Here is a 15866-nt window from a genome sequence, read left to right on the forward strand (position 1 = left end):
GCCGCGTGCTGGGCATCACCGACTTCTGGACATTTGTGCTGGGTACCGTGGCGATCATTCTGTTGCCCGGACCCAACTCGCTCTTCGTGCTCTCGGCCGCCGCGCGGCGCGGCGTGGGCGCCGGCTACCGGGCCGCCGCCGGGGTGGTCGTCGGCGACGCCGTGCTCATGGTCCTCTCCGCGGCCGGGGTGGCCTCGCTGCTCACCGCGTACCCACCGCTCTTCCTGGTGATCAAGTACGCCGGCGCGGCGTACCTCGGCTATGTGGGTCTGGCCATGCTGCGCGGTGCCTGGCGGCGGTGGCGTACCCGCCACGACCCGGCCGCGCCGCGCCTGTTGGCCGCTCCAGAGCCGGCGGCGATCCGCGCGCCGTTCCGGCGGGCCCTGGTGGTCAGCCTGATCAACCCGAAGGCGATCCTCTTCTTCGTCTCCTTCTTCATCCAGTTCGTCGACCCGACCTACCCCTGGCCGGCGCTCTCCTTCCTGGCGCTCGGCCTGGTCGTCCAGGTGACCAGCGTGCTGTACCTGACCGCGTTGATCTTCGCCGGCACCTTCCTGGCCACCCAGTTCCGGGCCCGCCGCCGGCTGGCCGTCACCGCCACCACCGGCGTCGCGGCGCTCTTCCTGGGCTTCAGTTTCAAGCTCGCCACCGCCACCGCCGGCTGAGCCCGGGGCCACCGGCGGCCGCGCGGCCGAGCAAAGGCCGACGCCGCCGAGCAGAGGCCGCCCCGGCCGAGTAGGGGCCGCGCGGACGCCGCCGACCCGGCGCACGGCCGGGCAGGGGCACCCCGCCGCGCTCAGGTGCCGTCGCCGGATCCGCCGCCGATGCCGGGGCCACCGGCGGTGCCGCCCAGCCCCTCCCCCGGTGCCACCGGGCGGTCGGGCGGGCGGCTGACGTGGGCCGACCTGGTGATCCGGGCCGACCAGTAGGCGTGCGCCGCCGCCTCGGCGTGCCGGTTGACCGCCTGCCGCAGCCAGCCGTCGACCAGACTCACCCAGTCCCGCTGGCCGGCGTCGACGTGCCACACCTTGAACCGGCTGATGCTCTGGTGGGTCACCCCGGCCAGGGAGAGCCGGCGGTCCAGCCAGAGGATCACCTCGAGGGCGGCCCGGTCCGCCACGAAGATCAGTTCCAGTTCGGTGACCGGACCGGCGTAGAGCGGCGCCACCCAGTAGTTGATCCGCTGATGGAAGGGGAGGGTCTGGGTCACCCCGGGCAGCCGGCCGGCCTGGAGTCCGGCCTGCCGCAGGGTGAAGCCGAGGGTGTCCAGGGCCGCCAGCACGTGCTGCTGGCTCGGGAGCGGGTGGACGAAGACCGGCACCATCGCGCCCTGGTCGAGCAGTCCGTCCAGGGCCACCTCGGTGCGCAGCCCCATCCGGAGACTGAGCAGCGGCACCCCGCCGAAGATGTTGACCGGCGTCTCCCAGGGCAGTGGCAGCGCGAAGGCCACCGACCGCCGCCGCCCGGCCGGCAGGACGAACCCGCCGGCCACCGCCGCCTGGTGGAACTGCACCAGGCGGCGGGGCTGGCCGGGGTCGTCCGGTTCGACCGTGCTGACCAGGCCCAGCCGGATGTGCCCCACCGGCACGTCGGTCGAGGCGGCGGTGAGCGTCACCCGCCCCGGCAGTCGTAGGCCGGGGCGGGTGCTCGGGTTGGTCACGGAGGTGTGCACGGTCAGTCCGGTCCCGCCGGACTCCGGTGACACCCCCGTGAACCGCACCCCTCGCCCTACCGCATCCGTCGCCCGCGCGGCACCGGGTCGGTCTCGTCGTCGAACTCGCCGATGACCTCCTCGAGAAGGTCCTCCAGCGCCACGAACCCGATCGGACGGGTCGGTCCGCCGCCGTTGCGCACCAGCGCGAGCTGCGCCTGCACGCCCCGCATCGCGGCCACCGCCTCGGTGACCGAGGCCGTCGCGGGCAGGGTGAAGGCGTCGGCCATCAGCTCACCGGCGGTCGCCGACCGGCCGGTCGTGGTGACCCGGACCGCCTCCCGTACGTGCACCAGGCCCACCACGTCGCCGGCCGGGTCGACCACCGCCAGGCGGGAGCGCCCGCTGTCCCGGGAGACCTCCTCGATCCGCTCGGCGGGGTCGTCCCGGCGTACCGTGACGATCTGCCCGAACGGTTCCATGACGTCGGAGACCTTGGTGCGCTGCAACTCCAGCATGCTGGTGAGCATCTGGTGCTGTTCGGCGCCGAGCAGCCCGTGCTCACGGGACTGCTCCAGCAGCATGCGCAGCTCCTCCGGGCCGTGCACCTGGGCGAGCTGGTCCTGCGGGTTGACCCGGACCAGCCGCAGGATCGCGTTGGCCACCGCGTTGAGCAGCGACAGCACCGGTCGGGCCACCCGGGCGAAGGCCCGGAACGGCAGGGCCAGCAGCAGCGCCGAGCGCTCCGCGTCGGTGATCGCCCACGACTTCGGCGCCATCTCGCCGACCACCAGGTGCAGGAAGGTGACCAGCGACAGCGCGAAGACCAGGGCGATCACATGGCTGGCCGTCGTCGGCAGGCCGACCGCGTGCAGCAGCGGGCTGAGCAGGTGCTCGATCGCCGGTTCGGCGAGCGCGCCCAGCCCCAGCGTGCAGAGGGTGATGCCGAGCTGCGCGCCGGCCAGCATCAGGGAGAGCTCCCGGACGCCGTCCAGCGCCGCCCGGGCCGCCCGGCCACCGCCCACCGCCGCCTGTTCGAGGCGGTACCGCTTGCTGGCCACCAGGGCGAACTCGGCGGCCACGAAGAACCCGTTCAGGGCGAGCAGCACGACCGAGGTGATCAGTGCGAATCCGGCGCTCATGCGGCCACCTCGCTGGTGCCGGTGACCCGCAGCCGGACGGAGTCGGCGACGTGCCGGTCCACCGCGAGCACCTCGACCAGGGCACGCGGGGCGACCTCGCCGTCCTCGGCGGGCAGGCCGATCTCCAACAGGTCACCCACCTCGGGGACCCGGCCCAGTTCCCGCATGACCAGCCCGGAGAGGGTGTCGTACTCGGGACGCTCGGGCAGCGCGATGCCGGTGCTGTCGGCCACCTCGTCGATCCGCCAGCGGGCCGGGACCACCCAGGATCCGTCGTCCTGTCGGGCGGGGGCGCGTTCCGGCGGGTCGTCCTCGTCCCGGATCGGGCCGACCAGTTCCTCGGCGATGTCCTCCAGCGAGATCACGCCGGCGAACCCGCCGTACTCGTCGACCACGCAGGCGAGCTGCCGGTGCCCGACCCGCAGCCGGTCCAGCACCGTCGGCAACGGCAGCGTCTCCGGCACCAGCAGCGGCGGGACGGCCACCGCGCTCACCGGCGTGGTGGCGCGCTTGGCCGGGGGTACGCCGAGCACGTCGGCGATCCCGACCACGCCGACCAGGTCGTCGACGCCCTCGGCGCCCCGGACCGGGAACCGGGAGTGGCCGGTGTCGAGCAGCGCCACCACCCGGCTGATCGGTTCGTCGGCCCGGACGGTGTGCACGTCGACCCGGGGCACCATGGCCTCCCCGGCGGTCAGCTCCCGGAAGTCCAGCCCCCGGTCGAGCAGGTCGGACATGGCCGCGTCGAGGTGTCCCTCCTCGCGGGACTCGGCGATGATCTGCTCCAGGTCCTCCGGGGTGGCCCCGCTGGGCAGTTCCTCGATCGGCTCGATGCCGACCCGTCGGAGCAGTCGTACCGCGGCCCGGTCGAAGAGCTTGATCAACGGACCGGCCACGGCGAGGTAGATCAGGGTGGAACGGCTCAGGGCCCGGGCCAGCTGCTCAGGCCGGGCGATGGCGAGGTTCTTCGGGGCCAGCTCACCGAGGACCATCTGCACGACGGTCGCGATGATCAGGGCCAGCGCCACCGACAGCGGAAGACTGACCGCGGTGGAGACCCCGACGCCGCCGAGCAGTTCGGCCAGGCCGGCGCCGAGGTACGGCTCGGCGGCGTACCCGACGAGCAGGGCGGTGACGGTGATGCCGAGCTGCGCGCCGGAGAGCATGAAGGACAACCGGCTGGTGACCTGTAGGGCGCGGGCGGCGGCCTGGTCGCCGTCGTCGGCCAGTTGACGGAGCTTGCCGCGGTCGACGGCGACGTAGCCGAACTCCTGGGCCACGAAGTAGCCGGTAGCGGCGGTAAGAACGATGATCAGGGCGAGTCCGACGACGATCAACACGGGAGGCTCAGGGCTCCCGACGTCGCGGCGGCTAGGGAAGGCCGGGTCGTACCCGGCCGGCTACTGCTGCCCTCCTGGGCAGAAGAGTCGATCATGCGGCCATTTTATCGGCCATGGCTGTGTGCTGGCTAAATGTCGGGGGAAGCGGTTTCACTGTTCGGCGAGTTCATCGACGTCGAGCAGGTCCCGGTCGAGGCGGTCGGACCGGTAGGCGGCCCGACCGATCATCTGCGCGGTGACCGGCGCGGTGACGAGTTGGAAGAGCCCGACCAGCAGAAGCATGCCCAGGTCGGTACGGCTGCGCAGCCGCAGGGCCAGCCCCAGCAGGATCAGCAGCACCCCCAGCACCTGCGGTTTGGTGACGGCGTGCATCCGGTCCAGGGTGCTCGGCAGGCGCAGCACCCCGATCCCGGCGGCCAGGCTGAGCAGCGCCCCGCCCACCAGGCAGCCGGCGGCAACCATGTCGGCCAGGTCGGTGACGGTCACAACTCCTCCCCGGCGGCAACCATGTCGGCCAGGTCGGTGGCGGTCACGACTCCTCCCCGGCGGCGAACCGGACCAGGGCCACCGAGCCGAGGAAGCCGAGCAGCGCCAGCACCACCAGCACCGGCAGGGTGCTGGTGCGGCGGTGCACCGCCGCCTCGGCGCCCACCGCGGCGATCATGGTGGCCAGCAGCAGTTCCGTGGCGACCAGCCGGTCGAGCAGGGTCGGGCCACGCACGATCCGGGCCAGCGCGAGCAGCACGGTGACGGAAAGCAGGACGGTGACGCCGACGGTCACGGCCAGGTTCACGGGGCGGTTCCTTCCTCGGTGGCGGGACGGGCCGTCAGCAGCCGGACCTCGGCGGGCGAGCCGACCGCCCGGACGACGCGTCGCTCGACGTCCCGGATGCGCTGGCGGGTACGGGTCAGGTCCGCTGCTCCCCGGACGTCGAGGACGTGGACGTAGAGCAGCCCGGCGCCCCGGTCGACGTCGACGATCAGGCTGCCCGGCACGAGGGTGAGCACCTCGGCGGTGAGGGTCAGGTTCAGGTCGGTGCGTACCCGCAGCCGGACCGCGATGATCGCGCTGCGCGGCCGGTACCCGGGTCGGACGGCCACCCAGGCGACGTGGATGCTGGCGCCGACCAGTTGGCCGGCGAACCGCACCGCGAAGCGCAGCAGCGCGCCGGGGCGCAGTCGGCTCTCCAGGGTGACCGGTGGCAGCGGGAAGAACACCAGCACCGTCGCCGCGACGGCCACCCCGCCGATCAGGTTGCCGAGGGTGAACCGCCCCCAGAGCAGGTTCCAGATGAACACCATCCAGCCGGCGGCGATCGCCCGTTCCCGCCAACGGGCCGCCCGGGCACGTCCCGGGGACGTCCCGGGGATCAACCTCCGGCGCGGACCGGACGCGGGCGTGCGGGCAGCGGCCGCGCCGGGCTCGGGCGTACCGGCAGAAGCCGGCCCGGAGGCGGGCCTTCCGGCGGAGGCCGGTCCGGACGCACGTCCGCCCGCAGCGGCCGGGTCTGGCTCGGGCGTACCGGGTGATACCGGGTCGTCCGGGTTCACGGTGTGCCCCCGGGGAAGACGGCGCGCACGTACGGGGCGCGTCGGTGCAGGTCGTCCGCCGCGTCGGCGGTGACGTTGAAGAGCGGTCCGGCGGCGAGGGTGTACGTCACGCCGAGCGCGACCAGCGCCACCGTCGGCCCGAGCATCAACGCGGGCAGCGGGGCGGGCGGATCGTCGGTGGCGGTCCGGTACGACCGCCAGAAGGCGATGTTCCACACCCGGGAGGCGGCGTAGAGGGTGCCGAGGCTGGTCGCCGCGCCGACGGCCACCAGCGTCCAGGGCAGCGCGCCGCCCGTCGCCGCGCCGGCCTGGAAGAGACCGAGCTTGCCGAGGAACCCCGGGAACGGCGGGATCCCGGCGAGGTTCATCGCCGGGACGAAGAACAGGACGGCGATCACCGGGGCGGCCCGGGCCAGGCCGCCGAGGCGGCGCAGGTCGGTGCTGCCGGCCCGCTGTTCGACCAGTCCGGCGACGAGGAAGAGCGCGGTCTGGACGGTGATGTGGTGCACCACGTAGAAGATCGCGCCGGTGAGCCCGGCCACCGTGCTCAACGCGACCCCGAAGATCATGTAGCCGATGTGGCTGACCAGGGTGAAGGAGAGCAGCCGCTTCAGGTCGGACTGGGCCACCGCGCCGAGGACGCCGACCAGCATGGTCAGCCCCGCCACCACCATCAGCAGGTCGTCGACCTGCCCGCCGGGGAAGAGCAGCGTCTCGGCGCGGATGACCGCGTACACGCCGACCTTGGTGAGCAGGCCGGCGAAGACCGCGGTGACCGGGGCGGGCGCGGTCGGGTAGCTGTCCGGCAGCCAGGCCGACAGCGGGACGACGGCGGCCTTGATGCCGAAGGCGAGCAGCAGCATCAGGTGCAGCGCCAGCCGCAGGTCCGGCGGCAGGGCGTCCAGCCGGCCGGCGAGCTGGGCCAGGTTGAGCGTGCCGGTCGCCGCGTAGACCAGCCCCACCGCGCTCAGGAAGATCATCGACGCAAGGATGCTGACCACCACGTACGTCGAGCCGGTGCGGATCCGGACGTCCGTTCCGCCCAGGGTGATCAGCACGTAGCTCGCGGTCAGCAGGATCTCGAAGCCGACGAAGAGGTTGAACAGGTCGCCGGCGAGGAAGGCGTTGGTGACCCCGGCGGTCAGCACCAGGTAGGTCGGGTGGAAGATCGCCACCGGGGTGCCCTCACCCAGGTCGGACTGCCCCTGCCCGATGGAGTAGAGCAGCACGCAGAGCGTCACGGCGACCGAGATGGTCAACAGCAGGGCGGCGAGCTGGTCGGCGACCAGCACGATGCCGACCGGCGGTAGCCAGCCGCCGATCCGGACCACCATCGGCCCCTCGGTGTAGGCCCGGACGAGCAGCACCAGCGAGACGGTGAGCGTGGCGGTGAGCACGAGCACGCTGACCGCGCGCTGCGCCCTCGGCCACGGCAGGATCAGGGTCAGGGCCGCGCCCAGCAGCGGAATCACCACGGGCAGCGGCACCAGCGCGGTCACCGGCCGCCGTCCTCGGGTGCGTTCGGCGACCGGTCGACCTGCTCGGGGTCGTCCCCTGGTCCCTCCCCACCCAGGTCCGCCGCCGGCACGGCGTCCCGGTCGGCGAGCCCCACGATCTGCCGGTCCTCCGGGTCGTCCCGGACCTCGTCGTGGGCGGTGAGCAACCAGCTCCGGTACGCCACGGCCAGCAGGAACGCGGCCAGGCCCAGGGTGATCACGATGGCGGTGAGGATCATCGCCTGGGGCAGCGGGTCGCTCATGCGATTCACCGGGTTGACGCCGACCAGCGGGGCCTCCCCGGCCGGGCTGCTGATCAGGATCAGCACGTTGACCCCGTTGCTGACCAGGATCACGCCGAGCAGGACCCGGGTGAGGTTGCGTTCCAGCAGCAGGGTGACCCCGGTCGCGACGAGCACCCCGACGATCAGTGCCAGCACCAGCGAGGGGCCGTCGCCCGACCCGGCGGTCATCGTTGCCCGCCCCGCCGGTCGGCCACCAGGCCCCGGGCCGCCTGGCCGCCGGCCTGGATCTGGCGGTCCACCTCCGCGCCGAGGGCACGTAGGACGTCCAGTGCCAGCCCGATGACGACGAGGTAGACCCCGACGTCGAAGATCAGGGAGGTGACCAGGTAGAAGTCACCGATTCCGGGCAGGCGCAGGTCGATCCGGCTGCTGTCCAGCATGTTCCCCGTGGCCACCAGCGCCACCACCCCGCTGCCCACCGCAGTCCCCAGCCCGACACCGAGCACCGTGCCGGCCCCCACCGGTGCGGCGTCCTCCAGTTCGTACCGGCCGCCGGCCAGGTAACGCAGGGTCAGCGCCAGCGCCGCCACCAGCCCGCCGACGAAGCCGCCACCGGGTGCGTTGTGCCCGGAGAAGAGCAGGAAGAGGGAGAAGATCACGACACTGTGGAAGATCAGCCGGGTGACCACCTCGAAGACCAGCGAGCGGCGGCGCTCGTGCAGGGTGGGTCCGCCCCGGAGCCAGACCCGTTGCCCCGGCCGGGGACGGCCGCCGGAGGTGCCGCCGCGCCGTGGGCGGGGATCGGTGCGGGAGCGTTCGAAGACCAGGCTGGCCACCCCGGTGGCCGCCACCACGAGCACCGACATCTCGCCGACGGTGTCCCAGGCGCGGATGTCGACCAGGATCACGTTGACCACGTTGTGGCCGTACGCCTGCTCGACCGCGAGCCGGGGGAACTCCACCGAGATCGGGGGGAGGCGGCGGCTGCCGGCCGCCGCGACGGCCAGGCCGGCGAGGACCGCCCCGACCGTCACCCCGATCCCCCGGCGGATCCACCGGCTGCGCCGCAGGGGACGGACCGAGAAGCGGGGCGGCAGCCGACGCAGCGCCAGCACGAAGAGGGTGATCGTCGCGGTCTCGACGAGGATCTGGGTCAACGCAAGGTCGGGCGCGCCGTGCACCACGAAGATCATCGCGGTGCCGTAGCCGGTCACGCCGACCAGCAGCATCGCGGTCAGCCGGGTCCGGGCGCCCACGGCGAGCACCGCCGCCACCGTGACGACCAGCGCGACCACGGCCTGGACCGGGCTGTCCCAGAGCCGGGTGGGCACCGGCCAGGGCCGGACCAGCAGCATCGCCCCGCCCGGGAGCAGCACCAGGACGGCGAGGATGGTGCCGAGGTACTGCGGCAGCGAGCCACGCTGGATCCGGCTGGTCAGCTCGATCGCGGCGCGGTCGAAGAGATGGGTGACGCCCTCGTACAGCTCCGATCCGGACATCGGAGCGCGCAGCCGGGCCAGTGCCGGGGCGAGCCGGCCGCGTCCCAAAAAGAGCAGTCCACCCGCCGCGAGGACCAGCACGGACAACCCCAGCGCGGGCTGGAGCCCGGACCAGAGCGCCAGCGGGTGGTCGGTGCCGGGGAACCCGGCGGCGTACGGGGTGAGGAGGGCACCGACCGGCCCGGCGAGGGGCCCGAGGAGGAGACTGGCCAGGCCCAGCAGGACCGGGGGGACGAGCAGCGCCCGTCCCGGCCGGCGTACCGTCACCGGCCCGACCCCGGGCTTGTCGGCGAAGGCGCCCCAGACGAAGCGGACGCTGTAGGCGACAGTGAGGGCCGAACCGACCAGCACGACGCCGAGAGTGAGCGGGTCGTCGAGGAACGCGTACAGGACGGCTTCCTTGGCCACGAACCCGACCAGCGGCGGCACCCCGGCCATGGACGCGGCGGCGAGGAGCGCGACGGTCCCCGGCAGCGGCAGCCGCCGCCACAGTCCGGTCAGCTCCCGCAGGTCCCGGGTGCCGGTGACGTGGTCGACGATCCCGACGACCAGGAAGAGCGTCGCCTTGAACAGGGCGTGCGCCAGCAGCAGCGCCAACCCGGCGAGCGCCGCCTCCCGGGTACCCACGCCGGTCACCGCCACCAGCAGCCCGAGCTGGCTCAGCGTCCCGTACGCCAGCAGCAGCTTCAGGTCGGTCTGGCGCAGCGCCGCCCAACCACCGACGATCAGGGTGGCGAGCCCGGCCACGGCGGTGACCGGCCGCCAGGGTGGGGTGTGCGCCAGCACCGGGGCCAGCAGGGCGACCAGGTAGACGCCGGCCTTCACCATGGCCGCCGCGTGCAGGTACGCGCTGACCGGGGTGGGCGCGGCCATCGCCGCCGGCAGCCACGCGGTGAACGGCAGAACGGCCGACTTCGCCAGCGCCCCCACCAGCACGAGCAGGACGGCGACGGTCAGGTGTCCGCCGCCGGGCGGCGCGGCGACGATCTCCGACCAGCGGTACGTGCCGGCCCGTTGCCCGATCATGACGAACCCGACGAGCATCGCCAGCCCGCCCAGCGTGGTGACGGTCAGGGCCTGGGCGGCGGCCCACCGGCTGGCCCGCCGCTCCGGGTGGTGGCCGATCAGCAGGTACGAGAAGACCGTGGTGAGTTCCCAGCACACGTAGAGCAGGAGCAGGTTGTCGGCGAGGACCAGACCGAGCATCGCCCCGGCAAAGGCCACGAGGACGCCGACGAAGCGGCCGAGTTCCGGCTCGGTCGGGGAGAGGTAGCCGGCGCAGTAGACCAGCACCAACGCGCCGATCCCGCCGACCAGCAGGGTCATCAACCAGGACAGGGTGGTGAGCCGTAGCGCCAGGTCGAGTTCGAGGTGACGGATCCAGGGATGGGTCTCGGCCAGCGCGCCCCCGTCGCGGACCGCCGGGGTACGCGCGACGGCCCAGCCGAACGCGGCGGCGGGGGCGAGGGCGAGCGGGTAGCAGGCCCGCCGACCCCACCACCGGACCAGCAACGGCGCGAGCAGGGCCGCCACGAGGTGGAGGATCAGCAGTACGAACACGCGTCCTCCCGGTAGGTGGCAGCGCCCGGCGGGGCGCTCTCCGGCTACCAGGGATCACACGTCAGACAGTGGGACCTATGGGACGCTTTGCGAAAATTGCCCGGTTTACCACCCGGTCGGCGTCGCTCGACCGCCGGGACGCCTCCGGCGGGGCGGGCCGCTCGGCAGGCCGACCAGCGACCGGTACGGGTGACTCGGCGGACCGGCCGGCGAGCGGGGCGGATCGGTCAGCGGATCGGCCGGGGACCGGCACGGCCGGCTCGGTGGATCGGCCGGCGATCGGGGCGGACCGACTGGCGACCGGCACGGCCCGCTCCCGCGGCGCGCCGTCGCGGCGGGACTCCACCAGCAGGTCCGGGCGGCCGAGCTGGACGGCCACCCGGTTGACCAGCCGCTGCGCGGCGGCGAGGGAACGCACCGAGAGCAACCGACCCCGACTCTCCCGGCGTAGGACGAAGTAGTGCACGGCGGCCCGCACCTGGGCGCGGTCGGCGGCGCTGGCCTGGGCGGTCTCCGCGACCAACTCCCGCAGGCAGCGGGCGAGCCGCTCGGCCAACTCCAACTCGGGGCCGTCCAGGCCGACCCGAACGGCGGCGAGGTGGCTGTCGACCTTGCGGATGAGCACATCGGTGCCGGGCTCGAAGCCTCGCTCCACGGCCATCCGGCTCCCCTCCCCCGACCGGCGTTGCCGGAGAAGTTACCTTCTGTTGCCACAGCCTAGCAAGCAGTTAAGTAAGACTTAACGCGCAAGCGCCCCATCCCGGTCGGTAGCCGCCCAGCCGGACCGCAGCCGATCCCGACGACCCGCGCGAGCAGCGCCGTTGTCGTACCGGCGAGGCAGGATGGAAGGCGTGACGGAGATGCTGGCGGGGTTCGGCGCGCCGACCCGGGAGTGGTTCACCGCCGCCTTCGCCGCACCCACCCCCGCCCAGTCCGGCGCCTGGCGGTCGGTGGCGGCCGGCCGGCACGCCCTGGTCGTCGCCCCAACCGGCTCCGGCAAGACGCTCGCCGCGTTCCTCTGGTCCATCGACCGGCTGGCCCGCGAGCCGGTCCCGGAGGACCCCCGGCGACGCTGCCGGGTGCTCTACGTCAGCCCGCTGAAGGCCCTGGCGGTGGACGTCGAGCGGAACCTGCGCACCCCGCTGGCCGGCATCCGGCAGGCGGCCACCCGACTCGGGGTCACTCCCTACGACATCACCGTCGGCATGCGTACCGGCGACACCCCGGCCGACGAGCGCCGGGCCTTCGCGCGCACCCCGCCGGACATCCTCATCACCACCCCGGAGTCGCTGTTCCTGCTGCTCACCTCGGCGGCCCGGGACTCCCTGCGCGGGGTCGAGACGGTGATCGTCGACGAGGTGCACGCGGTGGCCGGCACGAAACGCGGCGCGCACCTGGCCCTCTCCCTGGAACGCCTCGACGAGCTGCTCCCCCGGCCGGCGCAGCGGATCGGCCTGTCCGCCACGGTCCGCCCGATCGACGCCTGCGCCCGGTTCCTGGGCGGTTCCCGGCCGGTCGACGTGGTGCAACCGCCGGCCGCCAAGACCATCGAGGTCAGCGTCCAGGTGCCGGTGGAGGACATGACCCGCCTCGACGACGTCGAACCCCCGGAGGACGACCTGGGCGGTCCCGGCCCCCGACGGGCCTCGATCTGGCCGGCGGTCGAGGAGCGGGTCCTCGCCCTGGTCCGGGCACACCGCTCGACGATCGTTTTCACCAACTCGCGGCGCAGCGCCGAACGGCTCTGCGCCCGCCTCAACGAGCTGGCCGCCGACCCGCCACCGGTGTCGCCCCGACCGCCGGCCGAGATCATGGCCCAGTCCGGCACGGCTGGCGGGGCCGCCCCGGTGATCGCCCGCGCCCACCACGGCAGCGTGTCCCGGGAGGAACGCAAGCACATCGAGGAGGCGCTCAAGTCCGGGCAGTTGCCCTGCGTGGTCGCCACCTCCAGCCTGGAGCTGGGCATCGACATGGGCAGCGTCGACCTGGTCGTGCAGGTCGAGGCGCCCCCGAGCGTCGCGGCGGGCCTGCAACGCGTCGGCCGGGCCGGGCACCAGGTCGGCGCGGTCTCCCGGGGCGTGGTCTTCCCCAAACACCGTGGCGACCTGCTCTCCTGCACGGTCGTGGCGGACCGGATGGCCGCCGGGGCGATCGAGGAGCTGCACCACCCGCGCAACCCGCTCGACGTGCTCGCCCAGCAGATCGTCGCGATGGTCGCCCTGGAGCCGTGGCCGGTCGGCGACCTGGCCGTCCTGGTCCGCCGGGCCGCGCCCTTCGCCGAGCTGCCCGACTCGGCCCTGCACGCGGTGCTGGACATGCTCTCCGGGCGGTACCCGTCGACCGCATTCGCCGAGCTGCGCCCCCGCCTGGTCTGGGACCGCGCCACCGACGTGCTCACCGGCCGGCCGGGCGCGCAGCGGCTCGCGGTAACCAGCGGCGGCACCATCCCCGACCGGGGGCTGTTCGGGGTCTTCCTCGCCGGGGCGGAACGCGCCGCCCGGGTCGGCGAGCTGGACGAGGAGATGGTCTACGAGTCCCGGGTGGGGGACGTCTTCCTGCTCGGCTCGTCGTCCTGGCGGATCGAGGACATCACCCCCGACCGGGTGCTGGTCTCCCCCGCCCCCGGGCAGGCCGCCCGGATGCCGTTCTGGAAGGGCGACCAGGCGGGCCGCCCGGTCGAGCTGGGCCGGGCGATCGGCGCCCGGGTGCGGGCACTGCTGCGACAGGACAACGAGACGGCGGTCGCGGCGCTGCGCGCCGGCGGGCTGGACGACTGGGCCGCCGGCAACCTCATGGCATACCTGCGCGAGCAGCAGGCGGCCACCCGCTCCCTGCCGGACGACCGGACGGTGCTGGTCGAGCGCTTCCGGGACGAGCTGGGTGACTGGCGGCTGGCCGTGCACAGCGTGCTCGGCGCCCGGGTCAACGGGCCGTGGGCGCTGGCGATCGGCCGCCGACTGGCCGAGCGGTACGGCGTGGACGCCCAGGTCATGCCCTCCGACGATGGCATCGTGGTGCGCCTGCCGGACACCGCCGACGCCCCGCCCGGCGCTGACGTGGTCGCCTTCGACCCAGACGAGATCACCCAGTTGGTCGAGGAGTCGGTCGGTACGTCCGCGCTCTTCGCCGCCCGGTTCCGCGAGTGCGCGGCCCGCTCCCTGCTGCTGCCCCGCCGGGATCCGCGCCGCCGCCAGCCGCTCTGGCAGCAGCGGCAGCGCGCCGCGCAACTACTCGACGTCGCCCGGGAGTACGCCGACTTCCCGGTCACCCTGGAGGCCGCCCGGGAGTGCCTCCAGGACGTCTTCGACCTGCCCGCGCTGACCACGCTGATGCGGGAGCTGACCACCCGGAAGGCCCGCCTGGTCGAGGTGGAGACGACCCAGCCGTCGCCGTTCGCCCGGTCCCTGCTCTTCGGGTACGTCGGCGCGTTCCTCTACGAGGGGGACGCCCCGCTGGCCGAGCGGCGGGCCGCCGCCCTGGCGCTGGACTCTGGCCTCCTCGGTGAGCTGCTCGGCCGGGTCGACCTGCGCGAGCTGCTCGACCCGACGGTGCTCGCCGAGACCGAGCGGCAACTGCGCTGGCTGACCGAGCAGCGCCGGCCCCGCGACGCCGAGGACGTGGTCGAACTGCTCCGGGTGCTCGGCGACCTGACCGACGCGGAGCTGGCCGAGCGGGGCGTACCGGCGGACTGGCCGACCGGGCTGGCCGCCGCCCGCCGGGTGCTGCGGCTGCGGGTCGCCGGGCAGGAACGCTGGGTCGGCGTGGAGGACGCCGCCCGGCTGCGGGACGCGCTCGGCGTGGCGCTGCCGGTCGGGGTGCCGGAGGCGTACCTCGCCCCGGTCGCCGACCCGCTCGGCGACCTGGTCGCCCGGTACGCCCGTACGCACGGCCCGTTCCCGGCGGCGACCTGCGCGGCCCGCTTCGGGCTCGGCGTCGCCGTGGTGGAGCAGGCACTGCGCCGGCTCGCCGCGACCGGGAGGGTGGTCTCCGGGGAGTTCCTGCCGGACAGTGCCGGCACCCAGTGGTGCGACGCCGAGGTGCTACGCCTGCTACGCCGCCGCTCGCTGGCGGCGCTGCGCCGGGAAATCGAGCCGGTGCCGCCCCGAACGCTCGCCACCTTCCTGCCCCGCTGGCAGCAGGTCGGCGCGGCGGCCCGGGGCGTGGAGGCGCTCGCCGCCGCCGTCGAGCAGCTCCAGGGCGTGGCGTTGCCCGCGTCCGCGCTGGAACGGCTGGTGCTGCCGGCCCGGGTGGCCGACTACTCGCCCGCCTTCCTCGACGAACTCTGCGCCAGCGGCGAGCTGGTCTGGGCCGGCTCGGGAGCGATCTCCGGCGGGGACGGCTGGGTCACCCTGGCGTACGCCGACACCGCGCCGCTGCTGCTCCCACCGCTCGACGGTGCGCTGACCCTGACCCCGGCGCACGCGGCGGTGCTGGACGCGCTGGCCGACGGGCAGGCGCTCTTCTTCCGGCCGCTCGCCGACCGGGTGGGCGCCACGGACGACGCGGCCCTGACCGCCGTGCTGTGGGACCTGGTCTGGGCCGGTCACCTCACCAACGACACGCTCGCCCCGCTGCGCGCGCTGCTCGGCGGGGGCGGCGCGCACCGGACCCGACCCACCGCCCCGCGCACCCGGTACCGCCGCCCCGGCCGGGTGGCGCTGCCCAGCCGGGGCGGGCCACCGACGGTGGCCGGACGCTGGTCCCGACTGCCGGACCGGGACATTGATCCGACCCGGCGGGCCGCCGCCCTGGCCGACCTGCTGCTGGAGCGGCACGGTGTGCTCACCCGGGGCGCGGTCGTCGCCGAGCAGGTGACCGGCGGGTTCGCCGCGGTCTACCCCGTACTGTCCGCGTTGGAGGAACGCGGGGCGGCCCGGCGCGGGTACTTCGTGGAAGGGTTGGGGGCGGCGCAGTTCGCGGTGCCCGGCGCGGTGGACCGGCTGCGTGCCCTCGCCGACACCGCCGACGGCGCACGCGCCCGCGGCGGGGCGCCGCTGGTGTTGGCGGCGACCGACCCGGCCAACCCGTACGGTGCGGCGCTGCCGTGGCCGGAACGGGTGGTCGACTCCGGTGACGGCGCCGCCCCGGCCACCGGTCACCGGGCTGGCCGCAAGGCCGGTGCCCTGGTCGTGCTGGTCGACGGCGAGCTGGTGCTCTACGTCGAGCGCGGCGGGCGGACCGTCCTGTCGTTCAGCGCCGAGGCCGACGTCCTCGCCGGGGCGGCGAAGGCGCTGGCCGACGCGGTGCACTCCGGCGCGCTCGGCGCGATCTCGGTGGAGCGGGCCGACGGCGGGGCGGTGCACGCCTCACCGCTGCGCGACGCGCTCACCGCCGCCGGCTTCCGGGCCACCCCACGCGGCCTCCGCCTACGCGCCTGACCCC

Annotated in this window: 11 protein-coding genes and 1 pseudogene; 2 read left to right on the plus strand and 10 right to left on the minus strand. The window is 74.2% G+C overall.

Annotated elements, in window-relative coordinates; translation table 11 throughout:
* Positions 1-5: 5 nt before the first annotated feature.
* Complete coding sequence (leuE, locus tag GA0074692_RS17375) at positions 6-665, plus strand: leucine efflux protein LeuE (RefSeq protein WP_091645935.1); 660 nt, start codon at positions 6-8, stop codon at positions 663-665.
* A gap of 131 nt (positions 666-796) precedes the next feature.
* Here the strand turns inward: leuE and GA0074692_RS17380 are convergent, their stop codons facing one another.
* The 10 genes and pseudogenes from GA0074692_RS17380 to GA0074692_RS17425 all read right to left on the minus strand — a co-directional run.
* Positions 797-1720 (minus strand): sporulation protein, encoded by a 924-nt coding sequence (locus GA0074692_RS17380; RefSeq protein ID WP_091645938.1) that lies wholly within the window; start codon positions 1718-1720, stop codon positions 797-799.
* A gap of 8 nt (positions 1721-1728) precedes the next feature.
* A complete protein-coding gene (locus GA0074692_RS17385; RefSeq protein WP_091645941.1) occupies positions 1729-2793 on the minus strand; it encodes a hemolysin family protein in 1065 nt (354 codons plus the stop codon).
* Positions 2790-4133: a hemolysin family protein gene (locus tag GA0074692_RS17390; protein WP_091645943.1), complete on the minus strand. Its 1344-nt coding sequence runs from the start codon at positions 4131-4133 to the stop codon at positions 2790-2792. Before GA0074692_RS17390 ends, GA0074692_RS17385 begins: the two co-directional genes overlap by 4 nt.
* A gap of 150 nt (positions 4134-4283) precedes the next feature.
* Positions 4284-4595 carry a monovalent cation/H(+) antiporter subunit G gene (gene mnhG, locus GA0074692_RS17395; RefSeq protein WP_091653635.1) on the minus strand — a complete coding sequence of 104 codons (312 nt, stop codon included), beginning with the start codon at positions 4593-4595 and terminating at the stop codon, positions 4284-4286.
* Between the two features lie 67 nt (positions 4596-4662).
* The gene (locus GA0074692_RS17400; RefSeq protein ID WP_091645945.1) at positions 4663-4926 is read right to left on the minus strand and encodes an MrpF/PhaF family protein; all 264 of its coding nucleotides are present in this window, start codon (positions 4924-4926) and stop codon (positions 4663-4665) included.
* Positions 4923-5507, minus strand: a complete 585-nt coding sequence (locus GA0074692_RS17405) for a Na+/H+ antiporter subunit E (protein WP_245730345.1) — start codon at positions 5505-5507, stop codon at positions 4923-4925. Before GA0074692_RS17405 ends, GA0074692_RS17400 begins: the two co-directional genes overlap by 4 nt.
* A gap of 173 nt (positions 5508-5680) precedes the next feature.
* On the minus strand, positions 5681-7183 hold the full coding sequence (locus GA0074692_RS17410) for a Na+/H+ antiporter subunit D (RefSeq protein ID WP_091645947.1): 1503 nt from the start codon (positions 7181-7183) through the stop codon (positions 5681-5683).
* Positions 7180-7653: a Na(+)/H(+) antiporter subunit C gene (locus GA0074692_RS17415; RefSeq protein WP_091645950.1), complete on the minus strand. Its 474-nt coding sequence runs from the start codon at positions 7651-7653 to the stop codon at positions 7180-7182. Before GA0074692_RS17415 ends, GA0074692_RS17410 begins: the two co-directional genes overlap by 4 nt.
* Complete coding sequence (locus tag GA0074692_RS17420) at positions 7650-10484, minus strand: Na+/H+ antiporter subunit A (protein WP_091645952.1); 2835 nt, start codon at positions 10482-10484, stop codon at positions 7650-7652. Before GA0074692_RS17420 ends, GA0074692_RS17415 begins: the two co-directional genes overlap by 4 nt.
* Positions 10485-10803: 319 nt before the next feature.
* Positions 10804-11145 (minus strand): annotated as a pseudogene (locus tag GA0074692_RS17425) (hypothetical protein); the annotation flags it as partial.
* Between the two features lie 199 nt (positions 11146-11344).
* Here GA0074692_RS17425 and GA0074692_RS17430 point away from each other — a divergent pair.
* Positions 11345-15862, plus strand: coding sequence for an ATP-dependent helicase (locus GA0074692_RS17430; RefSeq protein WP_091653639.1), 4518 nt, complete (start codon positions 11345-11347; stop codon positions 15860-15862).
* Positions 15863-15866 lie beyond the last annotated feature (4 nt).

Source organism: Micromonospora pallida (assembly GCF_900090325.1).
Taxonomy (GTDB): domain Bacteria; phylum Actinomycetota; class Actinomycetes; order Mycobacteriales; family Micromonosporaceae; genus Micromonospora; species Micromonospora pallida.

Coding starts and splice junctions, on each gene's coding strand:
- GA0074692_RS17385 (WP_091645941.1), bottom strand. CDS start 2,793: ATGAGCGCCGGATTCGCACTGATCACCTCGGTCGTGCTGCTCGCCCTG.
- mnhG (WP_091653635.1), bottom strand. CDS start 4,595: ATGGTTGCCGCCGGCTGCCTGGTGGGCGGGGCGCTGCTCAGCCTGGCC.
- GA0074692_RS17415 (WP_091645950.1), bottom strand. CDS start 7,653: ATGACCGCCGGGTCGGGCGACGGCCCCTCGCTGGTGCTGGCACTGATC.
- GA0074692_RS17430 (WP_091653639.1), top strand. CDS start 11,345: ATGCTGGCGGGGTTCGGCGCGCCGACCCGGGAGTGGTTCACCGCCGCC.